This window comes from Aeromonas sp. QDB03 (genome assembly GCF_027707985.1).
Lineage (GTDB): Bacteria > Pseudomonadota > Gammaproteobacteria > Enterobacterales > Aeromonadaceae > Aeromonas > Aeromonas hydrophila.
Map to the genome: position 1 here is coordinate 125,448 of NZ_JAPCJG010000001.1, position 21,781 is coordinate 147,228.

The 21,781-nt window shown below is 60.5% G+C and carries 31 protein-coding genes; 29 read left to right on the forward strand and 2 right to left on the reverse strand.

The features are described 5' to 3' along the window. Positions 1-33: 33 nt before the first annotated feature. From PG900_RS00580 to PG900_RS00635, 12 genes are all read left to right on the forward strand, one after another. Positions 34-189, forward strand: a complete 156-nt coding sequence (locus PG900_RS00580) for a hypothetical protein (RefSeq protein ID WP_270830679.1) — start codon at positions 34-36, stop codon at positions 187-189. Next, the gene (locus PG900_RS00585) at positions 182-1,786 is read left to right on the forward strand and encodes a DNA cytosine methyltransferase (RefSeq protein WP_270830680.1); all 1,605 of its coding nucleotides are present in this window, start codon (positions 182-184) and stop codon (positions 1,784-1,786) included. The genes PG900_RS00580 and PG900_RS00585 overlap by 8 nt, the downstream gene beginning before the upstream one ends. Before the next feature lie 62 nt (positions 1,787-1,848). Continuing rightward, complete coding sequence (locus PG900_RS00590) at positions 1,849-2,784, forward strand: replication protein (RefSeq protein WP_270830681.1); 936 nt, start codon at positions 1,849-1,851, stop codon at positions 2,782-2,784. Positions 2,785-2,789: 5 nt separating this feature from the next. After that, a complete protein-coding gene (locus tag PG900_RS00595; RefSeq protein WP_179101403.1) occupies positions 2,790-3,455 on the forward strand; it encodes a replication protein P in 666 nt (221 codons plus the stop codon). After that, positions 3,442-3,744, forward strand: a complete 303-nt coding sequence (locus PG900_RS00600) for a hypothetical protein (protein ID WP_270830682.1) — start codon at positions 3,442-3,444, stop codon at positions 3,742-3,744. Before PG900_RS00595 ends, PG900_RS00600 begins: the two co-directional genes overlap by 14 nt. A gap of 76 nt (positions 3,745-3,820) precedes the next feature. Next, positions 3,821-4,114: a hypothetical protein gene (locus PG900_RS00605; protein WP_270830683.1), complete on the forward strand. Its 294-nt coding sequence runs from the start codon at positions 3,821-3,823 to the stop codon at positions 4,112-4,114. Then, positions 4,111-4,338, forward strand: a complete 228-nt coding sequence (locus tag PG900_RS00610) for a hypothetical protein (protein ID WP_077096172.1) — start codon at positions 4,111-4,113, stop codon at positions 4,336-4,338. The genes PG900_RS00605 and PG900_RS00610 overlap by 4 nt, the downstream gene beginning before the upstream one ends. A 2-nt stretch (positions 4,339-4,340) precedes the next feature. After that, positions 4,341-4,784, forward strand: a complete 444-nt coding sequence (locus tag PG900_RS00615; protein ID WP_270830684.1) for a recombination protein NinB — start codon at positions 4,341-4,343, stop codon at positions 4,782-4,784. After that, entirely contained in the window at positions 4,781-5,515 is a 735-nt protein-coding gene (locus tag PG900_RS00620) for a metallophosphoesterase (protein ID WP_270830685.1), read from the forward strand. The genes PG900_RS00615 and PG900_RS00620 overlap by 4 nt, the downstream gene beginning before the upstream one ends. After that, positions 5,496-5,813 carry a Ref family recombination enhancement nuclease gene (locus PG900_RS00625; protein ID WP_270830686.1) on the forward strand — a complete coding sequence of 106 codons (318 nt, stop codon included), beginning with the start codon at positions 5,496-5,498 and terminating at the stop codon, positions 5,811-5,813. The genes PG900_RS00620 and PG900_RS00625 overlap by 20 nt, the downstream gene beginning before the upstream one ends. Further along, positions 5,810-6,232, forward strand: coding sequence for a hypothetical protein (locus PG900_RS00630; RefSeq protein WP_270830687.1), 423 nt, complete (start codon positions 5,810-5,812; stop codon positions 6,230-6,232). Before PG900_RS00625 ends, PG900_RS00630 begins: the two co-directional genes overlap by 4 nt. Continuing rightward, positions 6,229-6,930 carry a TIGR02642 family protein gene (locus PG900_RS00635; protein ID WP_270830688.1) on the forward strand — a complete coding sequence of 234 codons (702 nt, stop codon included), beginning with the start codon at positions 6,229-6,231 and terminating at the stop codon, positions 6,928-6,930. Before PG900_RS00630 ends, PG900_RS00635 begins: the two co-directional genes overlap by 4 nt. Positions 6,931-7,307: 377 nt before the next feature. Here PG900_RS00635 and umuC read toward each other — a convergent pair whose 3' ends face one another. Next, positions 7,308-8,588, reverse strand: a complete 1,281-nt coding sequence (umuC, locus tag PG900_RS00640) for a translesion error-prone DNA polymerase V subunit UmuC (protein ID WP_270830689.1) — start codon at positions 8,586-8,588, stop codon at positions 7,308-7,310. After that, on the reverse strand, positions 8,585-9,007 hold the full coding sequence (gene umuD / locus PG900_RS00645; protein WP_270830690.1) for a translesion error-prone DNA polymerase V autoproteolytic subunit: 423 nt from the start codon (positions 9,005-9,007) through the stop codon (positions 8,585-8,587). The genes umuC and umuD overlap by 4 nt, the downstream gene beginning before the upstream one ends. A 123-nt stretch (positions 9,008-9,130) precedes the next feature. Here umuD and PG900_RS00650 point away from each other — a divergent pair, with 123 nt between their 5' ends. The 17 genes from PG900_RS00650 to PG900_RS00730 all read left to right on the forward strand — a co-directional run bounded on the left by PG900_RS00650 (position 9,131) and on the right by PG900_RS00730 (position 21,781). Continuing rightward, entirely contained in the window at positions 9,131-9,325 is a 195-nt protein-coding gene (locus PG900_RS00650; protein WP_270830691.1) for a DUF3283 family protein, read from the forward strand. 406 nt (positions 9,326-9,731) lie between these two features. Further along, positions 9,732-10,046, forward strand: coding sequence for a phage holin family protein (locus PG900_RS00655; protein ID WP_042880552.1), 315 nt, complete (start codon positions 9,732-9,734; stop codon positions 10,044-10,046). Continuing rightward, positions 10,046-10,528: a TIGR02594 family protein gene (locus tag PG900_RS00660; protein ID WP_270830692.1), complete on the forward strand. Its 483-nt coding sequence runs from the start codon at positions 10,046-10,048 to the stop codon at positions 10,526-10,528. Before PG900_RS00655 ends, PG900_RS00660 begins: the two co-directional genes overlap by 1 nt. 55 nt (positions 10,529-10,583) lie before the next feature. Further along, complete coding sequence (locus tag PG900_RS00665; protein ID WP_042880547.1) at positions 10,584-10,808, forward strand: hypothetical protein; 225 nt, start codon at positions 10,584-10,586, stop codon at positions 10,806-10,808. 1 nt (position 10,809) lies between these two features. Next, complete coding sequence (locus PG900_RS00670; protein WP_043159006.1) at positions 10,810-11,040, forward strand: hypothetical protein; 231 nt, start codon at positions 10,810-10,812, stop codon at positions 11,038-11,040. A gap of 71 nt (positions 11,041-11,111) precedes the next feature. Continuing rightward, complete coding sequence (locus tag PG900_RS00675) at positions 11,112-11,273, forward strand: hypothetical protein (RefSeq protein WP_240687609.1); 162 nt, start codon at positions 11,112-11,114, stop codon at positions 11,271-11,273. After that, entirely contained in the window at positions 11,274-12,143 is an 870-nt protein-coding gene (locus PG900_RS00680) for a terminase (protein ID WP_270830693.1), read from the forward strand. Positions 12,144-12,185: 42 nt separating this feature from the next. Further along, positions 12,186-12,872, forward strand: coding sequence for a hypothetical protein (locus PG900_RS00685; RefSeq protein WP_270830694.1), 687 nt, complete (start codon positions 12,186-12,188; stop codon positions 12,870-12,872). 56 nt (positions 12,873-12,928) lie between these two features. After that, a complete protein-coding gene (locus tag PG900_RS00690; RefSeq protein ID WP_270830695.1) occupies positions 12,929-14,626 on the forward strand; it encodes a terminase in 1,698 nt (565 codons plus the stop codon). Then, a complete protein-coding gene (locus tag PG900_RS00695; RefSeq protein WP_270830696.1) occupies positions 14,626-16,752 on the forward strand; it encodes a portal protein in 2,127 nt (708 codons plus the stop codon). The genes PG900_RS00690 and PG900_RS00695 overlap by 1 nt, the downstream gene beginning before the upstream one ends. Positions 16,753-16,885: 133 nt before the next feature. After that, positions 16,886-17,191, forward strand: a complete 306-nt coding sequence (locus PG900_RS00700) for a hypothetical protein (RefSeq protein ID WP_270830697.1) — start codon at positions 16,886-16,888, stop codon at positions 17,189-17,191. Positions 17,192-17,324: 133 nt separating this feature from the next. Beyond that, entirely contained in the window at positions 17,325-18,263 is a 939-nt protein-coding gene (locus PG900_RS00705) for a hypothetical protein (RefSeq protein ID WP_270830698.1), read from the forward strand. 71 nt (positions 18,264-18,334) lie between these two features. Next, entirely contained in the window at positions 18,335-19,552 is a 1,218-nt protein-coding gene (locus PG900_RS00710; RefSeq protein WP_118880998.1) for a phage capsid family protein, read from the forward strand. Between the two features lie 63 nt (positions 19,553-19,615). After that, the gene (locus PG900_RS00715; RefSeq protein ID WP_270830699.1) at positions 19,616-20,005 is read left to right on the forward strand and encodes a hypothetical protein; all 390 of its coding nucleotides are present in this window, start codon (positions 19,616-19,618) and stop codon (positions 20,003-20,005) included. Positions 20,006-20,071: 66 nt separating this feature from the next. Continuing rightward, positions 20,072-20,509 carry a hypothetical protein gene (locus tag PG900_RS00720; RefSeq protein WP_270830700.1) on the forward strand — a complete coding sequence of 146 codons (438 nt, stop codon included), beginning with the start codon at positions 20,072-20,074 and terminating at the stop codon, positions 20,507-20,509. A gap of 1 nt (position 20,510) precedes the next feature. Then, positions 20,511-21,092 carry a hypothetical protein gene (locus PG900_RS00725; RefSeq protein WP_270830701.1) on the forward strand — a complete coding sequence of 194 codons (582 nt, stop codon included), beginning with the start codon at positions 20,511-20,513 and terminating at the stop codon, positions 21,090-21,092. Positions 21,093-21,103: 11 nt separating this feature from the next. Beyond that, entirely contained in the window at positions 21,104-21,781 is a 678-nt protein-coding gene (locus PG900_RS00730) for a phage adaptor protein (RefSeq protein ID WP_206817342.1), read from the forward strand.

Genomic DNA, 21,781 nt, shown 5'->3' on the forward strand with positions numbered 1-21,781 from the left:
TACCACCGGGCTTTTTTAAACAGGACCCAAGAAATGACCAATTCAACCATGGCCCATGGGGGCCACCTCTTGCCGCACGATCTCAACCACTGCCCGCTGTGCGGCAGTGAGCTGCGTTCCGGTACCGACGATCACGCCTTTGAGTGCCCGGCTTGCCCCTACACCGAGCAGGAGGTGATCCATGCGTAAATCACCGATCTCCTCAATCTGCCGCAATACCTTGAACCTGTTCGACGAGATCGTGGTGGACAACTTCGCCGGCGGCGGTGGGGCTAGCACGGGGATCGAGATGGCGCTGGGCCGCAGCCCGGAGATCGCCATCAACCACGACCCCGACGCGATCTCCATGCACACGGTCAATCATCCAGGCACGGAGCACTATTGCGAGTCGGTGTGGGATATCGTGCCGCGCGATGTGGTAGCTGGCCGCCCTGTCGGGCTGGTATGGCTGTCTCCCGACTGCAAGCACTTCTCCAAGGCCAAGGGCTCGACCCCGGTCAGCAAGAAGATCCGGGGGCTGGCGTGGGTCACCCTGCGCTGGGCTGCGACTGTTCGCCCCCGGGTGATCATGCTGGAGAACGTCGAGGAGTTTCAGACATGGGGCCCGCTGCTGATCGACTCTGATGGCAACGCTCGCCCGAACCCGGCCAAGAAGGGCAGAACCTTCAACAGCTTCATCAACGCCCTGCGCCGCCAGGGCTACAAGGTGGAGTGGCGGGAGCTGCGGGCCTGTGACTACGGCACCCCGACCATCCGCAAGCGCCTGTTCCTGATTGCTCGCCGGGATGGCGCCCCCATCGTGTGGCCCAAGCCGACCCATGGCGATCCCGCCAGTGCTGAGGTGAACGCCGGGAAGCTGCTGCCGTGGCCAACCGCTGCTGACGTGATCGACTGGTCGATCCCGTGCCCATCCATTTTCGAGCGCAAGCGGCCGCTGGCAGAGAATACTCTGCGCAGGATTGCCAAAGGGCTGGAGCGGTTCGTCATCAATGCCGCCGAGCCGTTCATTGTGCCAGTTGACCGGGATTCAACTCTTGCCCCCTTCATCACTGAACATGCCAACGCCAGCCAGCAGCGCAACATGCCGGCGGATGAGCCGCTGCGCACCATCTGCGCCCAGGTAAAGGGCGGGCACTTCGCTCTGGTGGCGCCGGTCATCGCCCGCCAGTTCGGTAACTCTGTCGGCCAGTCAGTGGAAGACCCGCTGGGCACAGTGATGGCCAAGGCCGACAAGAGCCAGCTGGTGACAGCCTTCCTGGCCAAGCATTACACCGGCGTCGTGGGGGCAGAGCTGACCCAGCCGTTGCCGACCGTGACTACCGTTGACCACAATGCGCTGGTCACCAGCCACCTGGTGAAACTGCGTGGTACCTGCCAGCACGGCCAGCCTGTAACAGAGCCCATGCCAACCGTCACAGCCGGCGGGCTGCATATCGGCGAAGTGCGGGCCTTCCTGCTCAAGTACTACGGCACCGACTCAACCATCCCATGCTCTGAGCCACTGCATACCGTGACCACCCGGGACCGCTTCGGTCTGGTCACCGTGCGCGGCGAGGATTACCAGATCGTCGATATCGGGATGCGCATGCTCGAGCCCCATGAGCTGTTCGCTGCGCAGGGGTTCCCGGCCGACTACGTGTTCGACCACGACGCCACCGGCAAGAAGTTCACCAAAACTGCGCAGGTCGCCCGCTGCGGGAATGCAGTGTGTCCGCCACTGGCTGCAGCTCTGGTGCGCGCCAACCTGCCTGAGATGTGCGCAGATGCGCAGGTGGAGGCAGCATGAGCACCGTCCTTAAATTCCCGGGGCCTAGCGCCCCACATAACCCCCCTCAGAAGGAGGCCCGTGTGGTCGCAGATCTTGATGATGGGTTCACCCGTACGGCAAATGAGATCCAGAAAGCCAAGTGCCGGCTGCGTATGGCCGGTCGCGAGCTCAACGTGCTTGATGCGGTGATCTACTCCACCTATGGCTGGAACAAGAAGCAGGACAGGCTCACGAATACCTATCTGGCCGAGCTGTGCGACATGGATCCGTCGGATGTGAACAAGGCTCTCCAGGTGTTGGCTCGCCGCCGCATTATCACCCTCGAAAAGCACGGGCACATGAAGATCGTGGGCGTGAACAAGGTGGTGAGCGAGTGGGAATGCTCCAGAGAAAAACAGCCGAAAACGCCTACCGTACAAGATGAAAATCCGGGTAAAAACACCCAAAAAAATCCGGGTAAAATCACCCAGATTCCTGGGTGTTTTGGCCTTTCAAACCGGGTGAAAACACCCAACACCCAAGACAATCTTACCAAAGACAATATAAAAACCTCTTCGTCGAAGAACGCTGACGCGCTCCCCGACGCCGAAGCTGTTGAATCGGTTTCTGCTGTTGCCGAGAAGGTTCGGCCAGATGCCGCCATCCAGACCCCGAGTGGGAAATTCTGGGGCACTCAGGACGACCTGACCGCTGCCGAGTTTATCCACGGCAAGGTGCTTGTGGTGAACCCGACGGCCAAGACCCCCAACTGGGCGCAGTGGGCGAACGACATCCGCCTGATGCGAACCCAACTGGGGTACACCCATCACGAAATCTGCTCGCTGTTCAAGTGGGCCAATCTCGACTCGTTCTGGTCAGCCAACGTGCTGTGCCCCAAGACCCTGCGCAAGCAGTGGGACAAGCTCACCGCCAAGCGTGCCGGGGTGGTGCGCCAGCCAGCTCGCGGGGATGAATGGGATCTGACCAAAACCATGACTGCCGACAAGCTCAACCAGTTGATTCAGGAGGGGTACTGATGGTCATGAAACCGTTGAGTGAGGTGCTGACCAGCATGCCGAGCGAGTTGCCCGTTACGCCGGTGCGCCAGGTGGCCGCAGTGGTTACCGATCGGGATACCCAGGTGGTGAGCAAGTTGCTCGAGCAGCTCAAGGTGATCTTTCCTGCCTGGCTGCGTTCGTTCCCCACCCCGCAGGTGCAGGAGCGAGCGCTTCGGGAATGGACGGTTGCGCTGGTTGAGGCCAATTGCACCAGTCGTGATCAGCTGGCGCAGGGTATGCGGGTTGCCCGATCTCAGGGGATCCCGTTTTTTCCAAGCCCTGGGATGTTCATCAAGTGGTGCGAGATAACGCCGGAGTCGCTGGGCCTGCCAACAGTGGACGCCGCCCTGGTCGAGGTGCGCACCCGCCGGTTTACCCATCCTGCAGTGGAGCTGGCCGCCAAGGCTACGAGCTGGGAGCGCCAGACCCTGGGCTTGGAAGCCTACCGGCCAGTGTTCGAGCAGGCATACGCCCAACTGCTGCGCCGGGTTGTCGCCGGGGAGGACTTGGGGGCCGAAGTTCGCAAGGGGTTGCCTTCGCGGGAACAAATCCAGCACAGCCCAGAGTATTACCAGCAGACCGGCCAGCGCGGCGTGGAAAGCCTCAAGGCCCTGTTCAAGCGTGGAGGGATGGCCAATGTTCAATCCTGACGTAATCGCCGCGGTCAAGGCCGCGAAATTCTGCCGGGTGGTGATTTATCCGGCCGTTCGGGGATGGTGCGGGGAGCGGTTGCTGCTGGAGGTGGCAGACGAGATCGCCACACTGGGGCATACGGACTGCCAGCGTGGGGCAGGGCACTGGCTGGTGCTCGACACGACGCCTGAGCAAGTGGCGGAGGAGGTCGAACGGCTGAGAGGCGCGCCAGTACTGGTGTTGCGGTGTGGTGTTGCGTTTGGGGCTGTGGATAACTTCGAAGGGGAGGGCCTTGCCAACCAGTGACACGGGGTGTAGCGCGCCGTACCATTGCCAGTGCCGGACTTAGACCACCCGGTAGTTTGACCAAAGGACCCAGACCATGACCAAACCACATACCCGAGATCTATCCGTAGCGACCCAGCTGGGCCGCGTAATTGCGATCATGAGCGACGGCAAATCCCGCACCCTGCGCGACATCGAGCGCGAGTGCTGGAGCCGCTACGGCCACGCTGACACCCAGGCCGCCATCAGCGCCAGACTGCGCGAAGTCTGCTGCCACGGCTGGGTGAAGCACTCGAGCAACCAGACTATCGACGGCAAGCAGGTGTGGCATTACCACCTGACCCCGTTCCCCACTGCGGAAGCCGTCGCGGCTAAGGCGGTGGCGGCATGAGCTTGTTCTCCTCCACGTTCAGCATGGCTCGCCAGCTCGGTACCACACTGCGCTTGCAGGTTCGCCTTGCCATGCTGGCCGGCATGCGTGCCTGGGTTGGCCCTTCTCGCTCGCCAATCGCACTGAAAAACCGCAGCTGGCCAGCATCGAACCCGCGCAATGACCGGGTCGCAGCCACCAAACGCGCCGCCCGCCGTCGCCGCAACCAAGCCAAGCGGGGGTGAAGGTGAGCGAATATCCAAAGCACTTCCTGCGCAGCCCGGAAATCCGAGCCCGCGCCTGCCAACTGGTAGCAAGCCTGCCGGTTGACCAGGACAAGCCGCTGGTTATCGAAATCAAGGAGATGACTCGCAGCCTGGCCCAGAACGCTCTGTTTTGGGCTGTCATGACCGACATCGCCGAGCAGGTCAACTGGCACGGCCGCAAGCTCTCCAAGGAGGACTGGAAGCACGTTCTCTCCGCCGCCCTGTATCAGCAAGACGTGGTACCGAACATCGACGGCACCGGGTTCGTGGTGCTGGGCAAGTCCACCTCCAAGATGACCGTGCGCGAGATGCGCGATCTCATCGAGCTGGCCCAATCCTTCGGCGCCCAGCAGGGCGTGAAGTTCGGGGATGAATCCCGCCGCGGCTTCGACTGGGTGGCGGCATACGGGAGGGCGGCAGCATGAGCGCACTGGTCAAGAAATTTTCAGCGAATACAGCAGGGAGAGACTTCGCGGTAGGCGACATCCACGGCCACTTCACCCTGCTGCAGCAGGCTCTCGATAAGGTTGGCTTTGACTCCGCCCGCGATCGCCTGTTCTCTGTCGGAGACTTGGTTGATCGTGGCCCTGAATGCGAATTGGTGCTGGAGTGGCTGGCCAAGCCATGGTTCCACCCGGTGCGTGGCAACCACGACGACTATGTGTGCCGTCACGACACCTGTGACACAGGAAACTGGTTGCAGAACGGTGGGGCTTGGTTCATGTCCCTGCTCGATGTGGAGCGCGGCGAGTACGCAGCCCAGTTCCGCGAGCTACCTATCGCCATCGAGGTGGATACGCCGAGTGGGTTGATTGGCCTGATCCATGCAGATTGCCCATTCCCGTCCTGGCGATACCTGATTGAAAAGCTTGAGGATGGCGCAGAGGGGAATCCTGGATTGCTGCGCTCGATTAAGAACGCCTGCATGTGGTCGCGTCGGCGTGTGGAGCTTGGTGATGAGAGCGGTGTGCCTGATGTGCATGCCCTCGTTGTTGGTCACACCCCAGTGAGCAGCCCGGTAGCGCTTGGCAACGTGATCCATATCGATACGGCCGGATGGTGCCCGCAAAAAGGCGGAGCATTCACATTGCTGAACCTGCAATCGCTGCAGTCTCACACGATGAAAGGAGCGCGCGATGAGCAAAACCAAGGCTGACAAGAAGTGGCTGGACGATGTGAGCTCGCTCTGCTGTATCGCCTGCCGCAATGCAGGGCAGGGCGCCACACCAGCGGAAATCCATCATGTGCGCGCTGGGTCTGGCATGGCCCAGCGCGCCGAGCACACCAGAGTGCTGCCGCTGTGCCCACGGCACCACCGCGCTTGCTACCCCACCGGATTCCACGCCGCCCCCAGGAGCTGGCAGGTTGAGCACGGCAGCGAGGAGGCCCTGCTGGAGCAGGTAGCCCGGGAAGTGGCCGAGCTGCGCAAGAACACCATCGGGAGGGCGGCATGATCCGTCTCTCTGCTCTCGACGCGGCCCGCATGCTGGACAAACACCCGAAAGCTAAGACCGTAGTGAACAAGGTCAAGAAGGCGCAGCAGGTGGATGCCCTGCACGGCAAGGTGCTGGCCCAGCTGGTTGGCTTCCCTGACCCCACAACCGAGCTGGTATTCCACCCCAAGCGCCGCTGGCGCCTCGACTTCGCCTGGCCCACCCGCATGATCGCCGTCGAGATCCATGGCGGGATCCACTCCGGCGGCCGGCACACCCGCGGCAAGGGGTTCGTGGAGGACCGCGCCAAGATGAACGAGGCAGCCCTGCTGGGGTGGACCGTCATCGAAGCCACGCCAGAGCACATCCAATCCGGCCAGCTGCGCGCCTGGCTGCTTGCCGCTTTCGACCAGACCAAAGACCAGAGGACCAACCCATGACCAACTCTATCGAAATGGCTCTGCGCCTATTCTCGCCGAAGGGGGCGCTCCATGAGCCCGCCGCCGGCAGGCAGTTCAATGCTCTGGGCCGGGACGAGTTCATCGGCGCCCTGCAGGTTGCTGCAAAGAACAACCCCCTGGGGCTCCAGTTCCTGATGGCTGATCACCTAAGTGATGAGGGGGCGATTCAAGGGCTGCTGGCCCACTTCTGCACTACTCTTGGCAGCAGTGATGCCGGCGGCATGGCCATGGCTATCCTGCTGCGCCGCCCTTTGCCTGAGCAGTTGGAGCGCCTGGTGCTGTCCCACCCGCATTATGACAAGGAGCGCCGCCGGGCGGCCGTGGTGATGGAAAAGGCCAAGCGGGCGCACCGCGCGGGGAATGATCACGAATACCAGCGCCTGCTGGATGAGCGAAACGGGATCCTGTCCCTGGCCAATGACCACTGCGTGGCCGAGATGATGCAATCAGGGCGCTGCCCGCACTGCAGGGGAACCGGATTGCGGCCACGCCGCGGGGACGAGTGCCAGAAGTGCCATGGCACCGGGCGAGTAGTGCCCGATGCTGAGTTGGTGTCGCGCCGGTTCGGCCAGGAGATGCGCCAGAGTGTCGAGCGGTTGGTTGATGAGGTGATCCACCAGGCGTCAGATCTGGCCAAGGTCATGGATCGGCAGGTGCGGGAGATGAGAGCCGCTTGAGTAAAGCGTGGTTCAGGTGCTATCTGTTTACCTTGTTCCAATCGTTTGTTGGGTGGGGTAAATGGATAGCAAGCTGAAACCTACTGCTCTTGAAGTGGCTGGCTGGGGGCTTCTCCATGGCGATTTCTTTGACTTTCACGAGGTGGTAGAGCGGCTGGGCATTTCTGCTGAGATGGCTCGCGATGCAGTCGTTTACCTCCGCTCCCTTCGCTATGTGGACACGCTGGCAGAGACACGCAGTTGCAAGCGTGAGGCAGGGAAGAGAAGCCCTCAGCGAGTGTTTATCAAGGTGCTGGCTATTCATCCAGAGCCGATTCCAGATGTACAGTCTTTCAGGCTAAATGTGTTGCGGTCGAAGTTGGTCCGCCTTTCTAAGGCTATGCCTTCACCTCGGGGAGCTCGCTGAGGCATGTGGTGTAACGGGGGCTGAGCTGCTCCCGCTTCATCATCCATTCCCGGGTATCCCGGCCGCGGGCCGCGAAGTAGACCTTGCCCAGTCGCCCATGATTGATCTTGTCGATGACCTGCATCAGCGCCTCGCTGCGCGGTGACTGCTGCTCCGCAGCGAACAGGTCGCCCTGCTGCATGTGGGCCGGGGTGAAGTCGGCCAGCATGATCCCCCCTTTCTGATAACGTTGCTCATCGCGCCAGATCCTGGGAAGTAGTAGGGGGATCAGTGCCAGCAGCGCCCGGGTGTCATTGGTGGGCATGGCCAGCTTGGTGCTCACCTGGTTGCCGTAGTAGGGGGCCTTGTCGCTGAACGGGCTCGTGCGGATGAACAGGGTGACGTGGCGGCAGCACATCCCTTCCCCCCGGAGCTTCTCAGCTGCCCGCTCCATGTAGCCGGCCAGCGCCTGGTGCATAGGGCCGATCTGGGTGATGCGCTCCCCAAAGCTGCGTGAGCAGATGATCTGCTGCTTGGCTTGGGCCTCCTGTTCCAGCTCGGCACAGGGGATCCCCCTCAGCTCCTGCACCGTGCGTTCGACCACCACGCCATACCGGCGGCGCAGTGCCTTGGGGTCAGCGGCTACTAGATCGGCCACCATCTTGATCCCCTGGGCTTCAAGCTTGGCGGTTAGCCGCCGGCCAATGCCCCATACCTCCTCGATCGGGGTGATGGCCATCAGCCTGGCGCGCCGCCCTTCATCCCGCAGATCCACCACGCCCCCGGTAGCCGGCCACTTCTTGGCGGCGTAGTTCGCCAGCTTGGCCAGGGTCTTTGTCGGGGCAATACCCACCCCGACGGTGAGGCCCGTCCACTGCAGCACCCGCTCGCGGACTTGGCGGCCATACTCCGCCAGATCGCCTGCCCATCTCTCGTTCAGCTCGATGAACGCTTCATCGATGCTGTATACCTCCACCGCCGGGGCCATCCCCTCCAGAATGCTCATCACCCGCTGGCTCATGTCACCGTAGAGCGCGTAGTTGCTGGAGAACCAGACCCCGCCCATGGCCTCAAAGAACTGGCGGATCTGGAAGTAGGGGACCCCCATCTTGATGCCGAGCGCCTTGGCCTCCGCTGAGCGGGCCACCACACAGCCGTCGTTGTTGGAGAGCACCACTATGGGGCGCCCCTTCAAGTCAGGCCGGAACAGCCGCTCGCAGGAGGCGTAGAAGTTGTTCACATCGACCAGGGCAACAGCGCAGTGTTTGTTCATGGGCTTGGCATCAGGTGCACGACACCGGTCACCACTCCGAAGATTTCCAGCTCCTGCCCCTCACTGAAATGGATAGGCCGGTAGGCCAGGTTGCCAGGCAGAAGCGCTATCGACGGCTCAAGCTGCAGCTCCTTCACCGTGAATTCGCCATCGACCGTGGCGACCACCACACTGCCATGGCGCGCCTTGCGGCTGCGGTCCACTATCAGCAGGTCACCATCACGGATCCCGTGATCAACCATGCTGTCGCCGGCCGCTCGAACGAAGTAGGTTGCGGCCGGGTGCGCGATGCAGAGCTGGTTCAGGTCGATGGTTTGCTCCACGTAGTCCTGGGCGGGGGACGGGAAGCCACAGGCGGCCGGGGAGAGGAACAGGGGGATTTCCAACGCCGGGGCGTCAAGGTCGGGAACTGCGTACATGTTTGGAGCTCTATTGCGCTGTATATAAATACAGTATAGCGGTGCCAACGATGAAGATCATCATGGAGCGATTGACTCCAGATTGAGGTAAGATCTCGGCAAATTCAGAGTGTGGAGTCGCCAATGTCGTTCAATCTGTGTTCCCAGCCGAAAGAAGAGCAGGAGAGGGTGGAGATAGAGAAGGCTGCCGCCTACGCGGTGTGGAAGGAGCGAAACCCCGAGATCAAGATCCCAGCCGAGAGCGAGGCCGGGAACTACAAGGGAGAAATGCAGACCTACTTCCTGCAACAGGTCGAGCGGTATCGGAAGGTGAAGTGACGGAGTGAGGGAACGCTACAACATACCAACTTGCCCTCCTGAACCATCAAAAGGTACCATGGCCCAAAGGCAGAATTTAAGGTGAAATTAATGGCACGTTGGTACAGCAAGCGCAGAAAAAAGCGAGTCACATTTAGTGATGCAACCCCTAAGAGAGAATTACGTGCAAGTCCTTTTGGCTTCCATTGGGGGGAAGAGTCAATAGCAGTGGCTGACGGGGATGTGCCAATATTGGCACATGTTGGCGACATAAGCTCACAACACAAAAATTAAGAGTAAAGTAGCGGGGATTGAATCCCCGCCGCCCCAGCGTTAGTATTGCTCAAAGATGGCCAGAGTCCCCGTGACCCTGGCCTTTTTCATTTCTGGCCCGCCTCGTGCGGGCTTTGTCGTTTCTGGAGGGGCGATGACGCCTGACAAGGATCCACAGAACTACAGCGTGCTCGCCTATCTGGCATTCGGCGGGTTGAGCGTGTGGGGCGGGTTGGTGACCTACATACAGACGGTGAAACGCGAGGGAAGACAGTTCCGGTGGGCCGAGGCGCTGCTGCAGGTGGTGGTGTCAGGGTTCGCCGGCATGCTGACCATGCTGCTGAGCTGGTACATCGCGGCCCCATTGCCCCTGTGTGGCTTCATGGCCGGCTTGGCTGGCTTGATGGGGTCTAAGGCCCTGGAGTTGTATGAGCGCCGGGCAACCGGCTGGATGGGAGGAAAGGAGTGATGGCGCAAACGCGTTGGGTGGCAGAGGCCCGCCGGCATATCGGGCTGACGGAGATCAAGGGGCCGCAGCACAACCCCGAGATCGTGGCGATGTGGAAAGCAATCAAGCGGGGCGGCATCCGTGATGATGAAACCCCGTGGTGTGCCGCCTTTGTCGGGGCATGCCTGGAGCGGGTCGGCATTCAGTCTACCCGGTTTGAGGGGGCGCGCTCCTATGCCTCCTGGGGGGAGAAGCTGGAAAAGCCGGTTGCAGGTTGTGTGGTGGTGTTCTCCCGGGATGGTGGCGGGCATGTCGGGTTCGTAGTGGGGCAGGACAAAGCCGGCAATCTGCTGGTGCTGGGCGGTAACCAGGCGGATGCCGTGAACGTGAAGGCTTTCCCCCGCTCCCGGGTGACCGCATACCGCTGGCCAGCTGGCGAGCCAATGCTGGCGGGTGAGTTGCCGGTGATGGCCGCGGCCGAGTTCTCGAAGTCAGAGGCATAGGCGAAAGCCTTGCCAATATCGCCGGGCGACCGGTAACAGCAGAGAGGAGAGCGCGATGGAGCACATCGTTGAGGTGGTCATCAACTGGATTGTCATCCTGATGGCTGTAGTGGGCGGCGCGTCCATGGTGGTACAGGGGCTGGCCAAGATCGCAGCCGTCACCCCGTCCACTCGGGACGACGAGGTTATCGGAAAGGTGCAAGCCTTTCTGGTCGGCCTGACCAAGGTGCTGGACAAGCTGGCAATGAACCTGCCGGCTGAGAAGGCGAGGAAGCAATAGCATGAACGGCCTGCTCGAACTGCTCGATATTCTAACGGCCCTTCTGGGCCGTTGGCTTAAGCAGGAGAGGGCAAGGGAGGTGCAGGAAAACCATGACAAGAATCATGCTGATCCACAAGGGCGCTTTGCTGAGCGCTTCGGTGCTGCTTCTGGCCAGTTGCCAGTCGGCCCCGAGTCAACCAGCAAACTGCCCGCCACCAAGTCCCAGGCTGACATGGAGCCCCGCCAATAACGGCGGGGTTTGTCTTTCTGGGGAATCCACAGCAGACCTACTGGACTATCTCGATGCACTGGAGCGATGCAGTGGTTAATGGCATTACCGTGACCGGGGTGATCACCAACGTGGTGAAGTATGACGGCTGTCATGCCCTGGTCGTCCTGAACACCGGCGTCTCCGTCGTGGTACCGGCAACCCATGAGCCAGTACCTGGTGATGCCATCGTTGAAGGCGAGCTATCCATCTAAATGGCAAAGACCGACTGGGCACAGCTCAATGCAGAGTTCCTGCAAGAGCATGAAGCGACAGGCATCAGTGCGAAAGACTGGTGCGACAGCCGCGGCCTTAACTACAACTCGGCACGTCGCTATTTGAAATCTCGGGGGCAATCTTCCGAGCCCTATAAAAAATCTCGCGTAGCTGCGCAAACTGCGCATTCCGAAGTGCGCAAAACTGCGCAATCAGCGCAAAGTGCGCAAGCCAAAGGGAATGAGGCCAAGGCCAAAGGGGGAGAGGGAAGAGGTGGAAGGTCCTCCGCATCCCCACACACCTCGGCAGACTCAGCCCAGAACTCGAAAACAAACGGCCGGGACAGCAGCGGCCGCTTCACCGAGGGCAACCCTGGCAACCCCAACCCGGTCACGAAGTGGAAACCCGGCGACCGGCCGGCGTTGACCCACGGTGGTTACGCCAAGTTCCTCGATGCTGAGGAGCTGTTCGACCAGGCTCGAGAGCTGCAACTACGTGATGAGCTGGAGTTCACCCGGGCGCGCGTTATCTCTGTCACCAAGCTGCTCAAGGGGTTGCAGCAGGACCTGGTCACGGCCACCGAGATGACCGACCGGATTGCGCTCTACGACAAGATCCTGAAAGCCGAGCAAGCCCTCGACCGGAACATCCAGCGGATTGAGTCCATCGAGCGGACCCTGAGCGCCCTGATGGTTGATGCCGCTAACGTGCCAAAGATCGAGGAGGACACCCGCCGCATCCGGGCCGCCACTCGCAAGTTGACCGCCGAAGCAGACCGGCTCGAGAAGGATGGGGGCAGCGAGGCCACGCCGGTCAGCGAGATGGTGACTGAGCTGCAGGGGATGGGGACTGGTGGATTGATGTCGTGATAGCATACAAAATATAGCAACCGGTATAATTGGAGTGTGATGGTGGCTTCTAACGCGGAAATGGAAGAGCTGTACCGAAAACGACTAATGGTTGTGGCGACTGGAATACTTATTTTTGTAATTGCAGGCGGGTCTCTTAGCAAGGCAGATCCGAACGCTAATGCTACAGAAATTGTGATGTTTGGGGTGAAGCTGATATTCAGTCGCCCTAACTGGTTGGAATGGGCTGCGCTAGCCGTTATGGGATACCTCTGGTTGAGGCATCAACAATTTTCCTTTGAGGAGAATGAAAAGCTCAAAGCGCAGGTTTACGAAAATACTAGAATTAGCCGAAGAATTTCAGTAAAGGCCCTCGGGGCTGAATCAACATACTATCACGGCCCAGGCGACTATGAAGGAAAGTTCAGGAGTGTGAGATACTATCGCACAGCGTGGAAAGAATTGTTCGATGAGCACGAACCATATAATTACCCCATAAGCATCTGCGTTTCATCTTTTTATAAAATCATCGTATGTGTGACATTAATAGATAGAGACAGTGATAGGGCTGTTGGATGGAAGATGGAGAGGGTGAAGGGTGTTGTTGAACATCTTCAGTTTTATTTTTCATACGCAGTGTCATATTTACAGTGTGCCTATAAGTATCCAGAGTTTTGTCATGCAAAACTGCCATCTTGGTTAGCCTGCATTAGCGCCATATCGTATTTAACAAGCCAGTTTATTATTTAGAGTCCAATATTAAGATAAACCCGCCTCGGCGGGTTTTTTATTGCCTGAGATCCCCGATGACTGAACCCGATACCTCCGCCATGACTGAGCAGGAGCAGATGGCCTACATCCGCTCGAAGCTCAGCGATAAGTGGTGGCGAATGAATAACCTCTACATGATCGAGAACGAGCAGGGCCAGTTGGTGCGCTTCCGGTTGCGCCCAGCGCAGGAGCTGCTGTTCCGGACCATGTGGTGGCTGAACATCATCCTCAAGGCGCGTCAGCTTGGGTTCTCCACGGCCATCGACATCTACCTACTGGATGAGGCGCTGTTCAACAAGAACATCAAGTGCGGGATCATCGCCCAGGACCTGACGGCCGCCGGTGAGATCTACCGCACCAAGATTGAAGTGCCGTTCGATAACCTGCCGGGCTGGCTCAAGGCCCAGTTCAAGGTGGTGACCCGGCGCGGCGGGGCGAATGGCGGTCACATCCTGTTCCGGCATGGTTCCAGCATCCAGGTGGCCACCTCCTTCCGCTCCGGTACCGTCCAGCGCCTGCATGTCTCCGAGCACGGGAAGATCTGCGCCAAGTACCCCGAGAAGGCCAAGGAGGTGCGTACCGGTACCCTGCAGGCAATCCACCCGGGCGCCGTGGCCTTCATCGAATCAACAGCAGAAGGTGTGGGCGGCGACTTCCACGCCATGAGCATGAAGTCCCTCGAACTGGCACGCGCCTCCGGTGAGCTCAGCCAGCTGGATTGGAAGTTCCACTTCTTCGCCTGGTGGCAGGACCCCAAGTATCGCGCCGACGTGCCGGCATCCGGCGTGGTGATGAGCAAGACCCAGGCAGAATATTTCGCCGCGGTAGAGAAGGCGATGAATTGCACCATCACCGACGAGCAGCGGCAATGGTACGTGCTGAAAGAGTCCACTCTGGGCGCAGAGATGAAGCAGGAGTTCCCCAGCACGCCGTTGGAGGCCTTCCTGACCTCTGGGCGCCGGGTGTTCGACCCCATCCATACCATGGATGCAGAGGGCGATTGCATGGCCCCGCTCATCGTCTATGACATCGACCCGGTGACCGGCAAGCGGGAGAAGGCGCGCAAGCCAGAGAAGCTGGACGAGCGGGGGCAGCGCTCGCTCGAGAACATGCTACTGGTCTGGGAGCTGCCAGACCCTGACGAGGATTACGCCATCGGCGCCGACGTTGCGGAAGGGCTGGAGCACGGCGACCGTTCAAGCCTCGACGTGACCGCCAAGAGCGACGGTCGGCAGGTGGCCCACTGGTTCGGGCACCTCGATCCCGGGTTGTTTGCCCAGCTGCTGGCCCACGTTGGCAGGTTCTACGGCACCGCTGAGCATGGCCCTGCCTACATCGGCCCGGAGCGCAACAACCACGGTCACGCCGTGCTGCTCAAGCTCCGTGAAATCTACCCGACCCGGCGCATCTACACCCAGGAACACCTCGACCGGGACCGCGACGACGAGACGCCGCGCCTCGGCTGGCTCACCACCCGGCAGTCCAAGCCGATCTTGGTTGATGGCCTCAAGGCCCTGCTGCGTGCCGGGCAGTCCGGGATCCGCTGGATAGGCACCATTCACGAGGCTACCACCTACGTCTACGACAAGAGCGGCAGCATGAACGCCCAGGACGGCTGCTACGACGACCAGCTGATGAGCTACATGATTGCCCAAGAGATGCGCGCCCGGATGCCGGCCCGCATCGTCAAATCCGAAACCTCCCGCAAACCCAAGCACTGGATGGCCAACTGATGATCAACGCCCAACCCAAGGCCCCTGAGAAAGGTGGCCTCGATACCCCGCGACTGCTCAAACTGATGAGCGATATCAACGGCCAGCCTGACTGGCGCTCAATGGCGAACCGGGCTTGCGCCTACTACGACGGGGACCAACTACCCCCTGAGGTGGTCAAGGTGCTCAAGGAGCGGGGCCAGCCCACCACCATCCACAATCTCATCGCCCCGACTATCGACGGCGTGCTGGGGATGGAGGCCAAGAGCCGCACCGATCTGATGGTGATCGCCGATGACCATGACGATGAGCTCGAGCAGCTGGCCGAGGCCGTCAATGCTGAATACGCCGACATGTGCCGCCTGGGCGGACTGGATCGTGCTCGGGGCGAGGCCTACGGCGGCCAGATAAAGACCGGCATGGGCTGGGTGGAGGTGTGCCGGCGTGATGACCCGTTCGGCCCGCGCTACAAGTTCAGCAACGTCCATCGTGATGAAGTCTATTGGGACTGGCACAGCCGAGAGCCGGACCTGAGCGACTGCCGCTGGCTGATGCGCCGCCGCTGGGTCGATCTGGATGAGGCCAAGACCATGTTCCCGAGCAAGGCTCAGGCGTTGGAGTGGGGCGTGAATGACTGGGCAGGGGTTGTCAGCTTGAGCGTCGTAGAGGGGCTCGACCCCAACCTGGTCAGCGCTTACGACGAATGGAGCCAGTTCAGCGGCAAGGAAGTCGAGTGGTGCAGCCGAGAGCGGGACCGGGTGTTGCTGCAGGTGGTCTACTACCGCACCTACACGATGCGTCAGGTGCTGATGCTCGATTCCGGCCGGGCGCTGGAGTACGACAAGACCAATCAGTTGCACCTCGCCGCGCTCGCCATGGGCCGGGCCAGGCTGGAACGCCGCCCGGTGGCCGTGATCCGGGAGTCCTGGTTTGTCGGCCCCCATCATCTGGTGGATCGCCCCTGCTCGGCGCCCCACAACATGTATCCGCTGGTGCCGTTCTGGGGGTACCGGAAAGACCGCACCGGCGAACCCTATGGGCTGATTGTCCGAGCCATGCCGGCGCAAGACGAGGTGAACCTGCGGCGAATCAAGCTGACGTTCCTGCTGCAGGCCAAGCGCGTCATCATGGATAAGGACGCCACGAACATGAGCCGGGATCAGGTGCTTGAGCAGGTGGAACGCCCGGATGGCTATATCGAGCTCAACCCGGACCGTGCCAACAAGACCAGCGTGAGCGACGCCTTCAAGGTGGAACAGGACTTCAACGTGGCGGCCCAGCAGTTCCAGGTGATGCAAGACTCGGTGAAGCTGATCCAGGACACCATGGGGGTTTATGCGGCCTTCTTGGGGCAGGGCTCAACCGGCCAGTCAGGGGTGGCCATCAGCAACCTGGTAGAGCAGGGCGCTACGACTCTCTCCGAGATCAACGACAACTACCGGATGGGCTGCCAGCAGGTGGGGCAGCTGGCTCTGGCATACCTGTTGGAGGATATGGCCAACAAGCGCAACTACAAGGTGACGGTGAACCGTGACGATCCGCGCCGGCGCAAAGCGGTGGTTCTCAACGTGGAGCAAGAGGACGGCAAGCTGACCAACGATGTGACCAGGCTGCGAGCTCATATCGCCCTGGCGCCGATCCAGCAAACAGCCGCTTACAAGCAGCAGTTGGCCGAACGGATGACCCAGGCTATGGCCCAGTTGCCGCCAGAAGCTGCAGCAGCATGCTTTGACCTGCTGGTCGAGCTGATGGATGTACCGCGCAAGGCCGAGTTTGTGGAGCGGATCCGAAATGCCCTGAACATCCAGAAAGACCCGGAGGAGATGAACGACGAGGAGCGTGCCGCGGCAGAGCAGCAGGCCAAGGTTGCACAGATGCAGCAGGAGATGGCCATGCGCGAGATGCAGGCCAAGTTGGCAGAACTGGAAGGCAAAGCCGCCAAGTGGCAGGCAGAGGCTCAGCGCATCACCAAGCTGACCGACTCCATCCGCTTCGAGGATGCCCTCAAGCAGGCCCAGACCGGCAAGACGCTGCAGGAGATGGAGCAGCTGGCAGCCCAGCAGGAGGCGATGCAGACCGAGCAGGCAGCCCTGCAGGCTCAGCTGTTGGACACCATTCAGCAGCAGATAGACGCGATCTCGCTCTGATAGTTGCTTTCCTAATCGCCCAGCGTTACGATTTCTCCAACATGGCCCAGTCTCTCGAGATTGGGCCTTTTTCATTTGCGCTTAGGTGATTATTTATCATAGTTATCAGCTCTATCAACAACGGAGTTTTACAATGACTGATGCTGACGCTAAGGATTTTGACGAAAGTGCTATGCCCCCTGAGGTGAGAGGGGTTCATGCTGATGGAGGAAACATCGAGCAGTTGATGAAGCACCTTCGTATCGAAAATGGGGATGCAGTTGTTTTAAGGCATCGGGGAAATGACGTTTATATTCAAAATGTAATGTTGCTTGGCGGTGGTATTTTTCGAGGCTCATTGAGAACAAGCTATTTTCATCAAGATATTAAGCTGCCCGCTGGAAGTGACTTTACATTTCAAGATAAGCACGCATTCCGTGTAAATCGACACATCGCCTAAACGTATCGTCTCTTATTTGAGCCCGCCTTGTGCGGGCTTTTTTGTGACCAGCCCCAGCCGGGGAGCGCTCTCACTGAGAACCTTCCCCCGCTTGGGCAGCGATACCACCCACTGAAAACCCACGAGGACAACCATGGATACGAACATCGACAACCTGACCGGGACTGAAAGCCTGGACGAACTGGAAGCCATGCTGGAGGCGATCGAGCGTGAGCCCGATGCCGAGCTGGACAATGGCACTGGCACCAAGCAAACGGACGTAGAGCAACCCGCGCCGTCGGCGGGCGAGGTGGCAGCCGGTCAAGAACAAGCCAGCACCGAGCAGGGCGGTGAAGGGGCCACGGAGCCTGAGAAGGTGATCCTGGCCAAGAATGGTCAACACACCATCCCGTATGAAGTGCTGGAGCAGGCGCGCAATGAAGCCAAGCAGTTGCGTGAGCAGTTGGCGTTATCGCAGCAGGCCCAGGCTGAACGGGACAAACTGCAGGCGCTGATGGAGAAGCACGGGATCAACCCCGATGTGGACCCCGACGACATCAGTCAGGAGGAGCTCGAGCAGCTGGCGCAGGACTACCCGGATCTCGGCAAGTCAATCGCAGCCATTGCTCGCAAGCTCCAAAAGCTGGAGCCACAAGCAGCCCCGCAGCAGGTTCAACCCACACTCACCCCGGTGCAGGCCGCACTGCAGGCGGTACCTGATCTGGTGAGTTGGCGGGAAAAGGACCAGGACCGTTTCGACTTCGCCATCATCGTCGATGAAAAACTCCAGGCTGACCCCGCGTGGAAAGGAAAGTCGCTGGATGAGCGATTTGCAGAGGCTGCTCGTCGCACCAAGCTGGCCTTTGGTGATGCTGTGGACTCCGCGCCACCTCCCGCTAAGGCACCCAGCAAGGAAGCGGAAAAGCCTACTGACCACATCCCGTCCAGTCCATCAGCCTTGGGCCAAACCCATCACGCGCCGGCTACCGGTGTTGAGCGTTATAGCGCCATGTCCCAGACCGAGCTGGTCGGGGAGTTCGGCAACATGACCGACGCCCAGATTGACGCCCTGCTGGAACAGTCCGGGCTTTAACCCACAACCCATCTATACAAGCCAACCCCGACCACTGTGTCGGGGTTTTTGTTTTCATGTAGGAGAGGATCATGACCCAAGTCACCTCGGCGCAAGCCAACAAGATTTTACAGGCCGCCCTGTTCACGACGGCCAACCGTTCCCACTCGCTGGTGAACATGCTGACCGAAGAGGCCCCCAAGGGCGCCAAAGTCAACGGCGGCAAGCAGACCAGCGCCGGCGCTCCGGTGGTCCGCATCACCGATCTCGGCAAGGGGGCGGGCGATGAAGTAGATATGCAGCTGTTCCACCAACTGTCTGGCCGCCCGACCATGGGTGACAAGAAGCTGGCTGGACGTCTGGAGAGCATGTCCTTCGCCGACTTCTCGCTCAAGATCAACCAGACCCGCCATGGTGTGGATGCCGGCGGCAAGATGAGCCAGAAGCGCACCAAGCATGACCTGATCAAGACTGCACGCGTGCTGCTGGGTGATGGCTACTACGGCCGCCTGGTTGACCAGCGTGGCTTTGCCCAGCTGGCCGGTGCTCGCGGCGATTACTCGGCAACCGACATCATCCTGCCGCTGGCTGATGATCCCGAGTTCTCGGAGATCATGATCAACCCGCTGACCGCGCCGACCTACGAGCGCCACTTCTTCGGCGGGGATGCTACCACCTTCGAAGCCATTGACGCCGCGGACCGGTTCAACCTCGGCTGCGTGGACAACATGGCGCTCTATCTGTCCGAGATGGCCAACCCCATCCAGCCGATCCGCATGGTGGCAGACCCCTCCGGCGGCGAGCCACTCTATGTGCTCTACGTCACCCCGCGCCAATGGCACGACTTTTACACCTCCAGCTCTGGTAAAGACTGGACTGCCATGCTGGCCGCGGTGGCAGAGCGCGCTAAGGGCTGGAATCACCCCATCTTCCGTGGTGAAGGTGCGATGTGGCGCGGCATCCTGGTCAAGCAGTACAAGGGTATGCCGATCCGCTTCAACCAAGGCAGCGCCGTCAAGGTGTGCGCGACCAACTCCGCAACCGGGGTGGAAGTGGACAAGATCGCTGGTACCACCATCGATCGCGCCGTGCTGCTGGGCGGCCAGGCACTGGCCAATGCCTTCGGCTCTGGCGAGCAGGGTGGTTCCTTCGGTATGCACGAAGAGAAAACCGACCACGGCAACGCGACCGAGCTCTCCATCAACTGGGTGTCCGGTTTGCAGAAGATCCGCTTCAAGCAGCGCAACGGCAACATCCAAGACCATGGCTGCATGGTGCTGGATACCGCAGTGAGCCCCATCGGCCGCTAAGCCCTAAACCAGAGGGGGTAAGCGCCCCCTCCCTGTTTATCAGACCCAATAAGGAGCAATGTCATGGCTAAAACTACCCTGATCGCCAAAGCGTACCGCTGGTTTGTCGGTGCGTTCGGCAACCTTTCCATCTCTCCTACCCTGGTGGCCAAGTTGGCGGCGGTACCGGCCGGCGACGTCGTCGCGTTTGGCGACAAAGTGGAGCCCAACCTGAAAGTTGTGGGGGCCACCTTCATCGCCAGTGCTCTGGGGGCCAGCACCACCATCACGGCCAAGATCGGCACGACCACCATCATCAATGCCGAGAGCACGGCGACGGCAGTGGCGAAATACATCCCTGTGGACGATCTCCTGACCGAGGAGGGGCAGGAGATCAGCCTCATTGTGGCCGGTGGTGCGGCGACGGGCACGGTCAAGCTCAAGCTGCACTATGAGGTGATGGGCAACCTGTAAGCGTGCCCACCTCACCATGCCCGGCCCCGCGCCGGGCTTTTTCATTTCTGGATTGGAGATATTACCGTGAGCGACAAGATTGCCGTGGTTTATATCGGCGACAAGCCGAGCAAGAAAGACACCGTCACCGGCTCCCGCCTGGTGTTCCCGCGCCACACAGCTGTTGATGTGGAGAGTCACATCGCCATGCAGTTGCTGGAGTTCCCCACTGTCTGGATCCGCCATGACGCGCTGGCTGATGAGCTGGAGCGGCAGGAGGCCATTGCCAAGGCAGAGGCTGAAGAGCAGGAACGCCTTGCAGCCGAAGCTGCCCGCCTGGCCGAAGAGCAAAGCTTTGTGGTCGGCGACCGCGACCTCACCAAGATGACCAGCGCCCAGCTGGCCACTCTGGTGGAGGGAGAGGACTTGCAGGTTGAGCCGCAAGCCCCCCAAGAGAAGGTGGGCGACTACCGACTGCGCGTGCGTGATGCCCTGAAGGCCAAGCTGGCAGATCAGGGGGAATAGCATGCAGATGGTGCCCCGCGAGCAGTTCCTGCCTACCGTCAGGCTGTACATCACCGGCCCGCTCGAGATGCTGCTGGAGGAGGCCGTGACCGAAGCGGCGATCACTTTCTGCCGTGAATCGGAGCTGATTACTCTCGATCGCCTCCTTCCCAGCGCGCCAGCCGGCAGCCTGGAGGTGGTGTGCAATGTGGACGGGGTTACCTCCTGCAATGTACTGCGCCTCACCGATGCAGATGGCGTCCCGCTGGACTCCGGGCGTGATTACTTCGCCATCTCTGCAAATGAACTGAGCATCCTGACCGACCTCAGTGATGTGCGGATCTGGTTTGTGGCTGCTCCGGTAAAAGATGCCAAGGAGCTGCCCGCCCAGCTTTACAACGATCACTCCGAGGCCATCGCCCACGGCGTGGCGGCGCTGCTTTATGCCCAGCCAGACCGCCCATGGTCCGACCCAAAGCGAGCTGGTTACCACCGCGCCGAGTTTGTCGAAGGGTGGCGCCGTGCCGGCCGGTTCCGCAAACAGCACAGCGCCCCGACCCAGGTCGAGTTTCAAAACCCTCCCCGTAAGCACTCATTTTTTTAAAGGACCCCAACATGGCAACTGTTACCGTTGATTCGATCCTCAAGCGGGTGAACACCCTGCTCAACGATCGTACTTGGGTTCGTTGGCCCAAGCAGGAGCTGCTGGACTATTACAACGACGCGGCCAAGGCGATCGTCCTGATGCGTCCCGATGCTCACACCAAAAACGTGCAGTTCAACTGCGCTGCCGGCACCAAGCAGACCCTGCCGGCCGATGCCCTGCGGCTGATCGAGGTGCTGCGAAATGCAGATGGTAAGGTGATCCGCTTCGTGCCACGGCGTGCGCTGGATGACAGCTACCCGGATTGGCATGCAGGTAAGGATGGCACCAGTGTGGCCGCCTACACCTACGATGACCGGGACCCCAAGAATTTCTACCTTTACCCAGGCCCGGCTGCCGCTGTGAAGGTGGACGTGATCTACTCGGTGGCACCGCAATCCAAAGTGCTGACTGATGTGGAGAGCACAGGATCCCCGGCGCTTGCCGATCTGGACGACATCTACATCAACCCGCTGATCGACTTCATCATGTACCGGGCCTTCTCGAAGGACTCGGAATACAGCGCCAACTCCAATCGCGCCGTCGGCCACTACAACGCCTATCTGCAACAGCTGGGCGAGAAAACCCAGGTTGATGCCAACATGGAGCAGCGCAAGACCGAAGGCTTCTCCCGCGTGACCGGGCAGTAA

Bases quoted from the DNA above. Each gene is read 5' to 3' on its own strand.
- umuC (WP_270830689.1), bottom strand. From the start codon at position 8,588: ATGAACAAACACTGCGCTGTTGCCCTGGTCGATGTGAACAACTTCTAC.
- PG900_RS00580 (WP_270830679.1), top strand. From the start codon at position 34: ATGACCAATTCAACCATGGCCCATGGGGGCCACCTCTTGCCGCACGAT.
- PG900_RS00660 (WP_270830692.1), top strand. From the start codon at position 10,046: ATGGCGCAAACGCGTTGGGTGGCAGAGGCCCGCCGGCATATCGGGCTG.
- PG900_RS00695 (WP_270830696.1), top strand. From the start codon at position 14,626: ATGATCAACGCCCAACCCAAGGCCCCTGAGAAAGGTGGCCTCGATACC.
- PG900_RS00670 (WP_043159006.1), top strand. From the start codon at position 10,810: ATGAACGGCCTGCTCGAACTGCTCGATATTCTAACGGCCCTTCTGGGC.
- PG900_RS00635 (WP_270830688.1), top strand. From the start codon at position 6,229: ATGACCAACTCTATCGAAATGGCTCTGCGCCTATTCTCGCCGAAGGGG.
- PG900_RS00665 (WP_042880547.1), top strand. From the start codon at position 10,584: ATGGAGCACATCGTTGAGGTGGTCATCAACTGGATTGTCATCCTGATG.
- PG900_RS00680 (WP_270830693.1), top strand. From the start codon at position 11,274: ATGGCAAAGACCGACTGGGCACAGCTCAATGCAGAGTTCCTGCAAGAG.
- PG900_RS00630 (WP_270830687.1), top strand. From the start codon at position 5,810: ATGATCCGTCTCTCTGCTCTCGACGCGGCCCGCATGCTGGACAAACAC.
- PG900_RS00705 (WP_270830698.1), top strand. From the start codon at position 17,325: ATGGATACGAACATCGACAACCTGACCGGGACTGAAAGCCTGGACGAA.
- PG900_RS00700 (WP_270830697.1), top strand. From the start codon at position 16,886: ATGACTGATGCTGACGCTAAGGATTTTGACGAAAGTGCTATGCCCCCT.
- PG900_RS00585 (WP_270830680.1), top strand. From the start codon at position 182: ATGCGTAAATCACCGATCTCCTCAATCTGCCGCAATACCTTGAACCTG.
- PG900_RS00690 (WP_270830695.1), top strand. From the start codon at position 12,929: ATGACTGAACCCGATACCTCCGCCATGACTGAGCAGGAGCAGATGGCC.
- PG900_RS00625 (WP_270830686.1), top strand. From the start codon at position 5,496: ATGAGCAAAACCAAGGCTGACAAGAAGTGGCTGGACGATGTGAGCTCG.
- PG900_RS00730 (WP_206817342.1), top strand. From the start codon at position 21,104: ATGGCAACTGTTACCGTTGATTCGATCCTCAAGCGGGTGAACACCCTG.
- PG900_RS00710 (WP_118880998.1), top strand. From the start codon at position 18,335: ATGACCCAAGTCACCTCGGCGCAAGCCAACAAGATTTTACAGGCCGCC.
- PG900_RS00595 (WP_179101403.1), top strand. From the start codon at position 2,790: ATGAAACCGTTGAGTGAGGTGCTGACCAGCATGCCGAGCGAGTTGCCC.
- umuD (WP_270830690.1), bottom strand. From the start codon at position 9,007: ATGTACGCAGTTCCCGACCTTGACGCCCCGGCGTTGGAAATCCCCCTG.
- PG900_RS00650 (WP_270830691.1), top strand. From the start codon at position 9,131: ATGTCGTTCAATCTGTGTTCCCAGCCGAAAGAAGAGCAGGAGAGGGTG.
- PG900_RS00610 (WP_077096172.1), top strand. From the start codon at position 4,111: ATGAGCTTGTTCTCCTCCACGTTCAGCATGGCTCGCCAGCTCGGTACC.
- PG900_RS00605 (WP_270830683.1), top strand. From the start codon at position 3,821: ATGACCAAACCACATACCCGAGATCTATCCGTAGCGACCCAGCTGGGC.
- PG900_RS00715 (WP_270830699.1), top strand. From the start codon at position 19,616: ATGGCTAAAACTACCCTGATCGCCAAAGCGTACCGCTGGTTTGTCGGT.
- PG900_RS00725 (WP_270830701.1), top strand. From the start codon at position 20,511: ATGCAGATGGTGCCCCGCGAGCAGTTCCTGCCTACCGTCAGGCTGTAC.
- PG900_RS00620 (WP_270830685.1), top strand. From the start codon at position 4,781: ATGAGCGCACTGGTCAAGAAATTTTCAGCGAATACAGCAGGGAGAGAC.
- PG900_RS00600 (WP_270830682.1), top strand. From the start codon at position 3,442: ATGTTCAATCCTGACGTAATCGCCGCGGTCAAGGCCGCGAAATTCTGC.
- PG900_RS00655 (WP_042880552.1), top strand. From the start codon at position 9,732: ATGACGCCTGACAAGGATCCACAGAACTACAGCGTGCTCGCCTATCTG.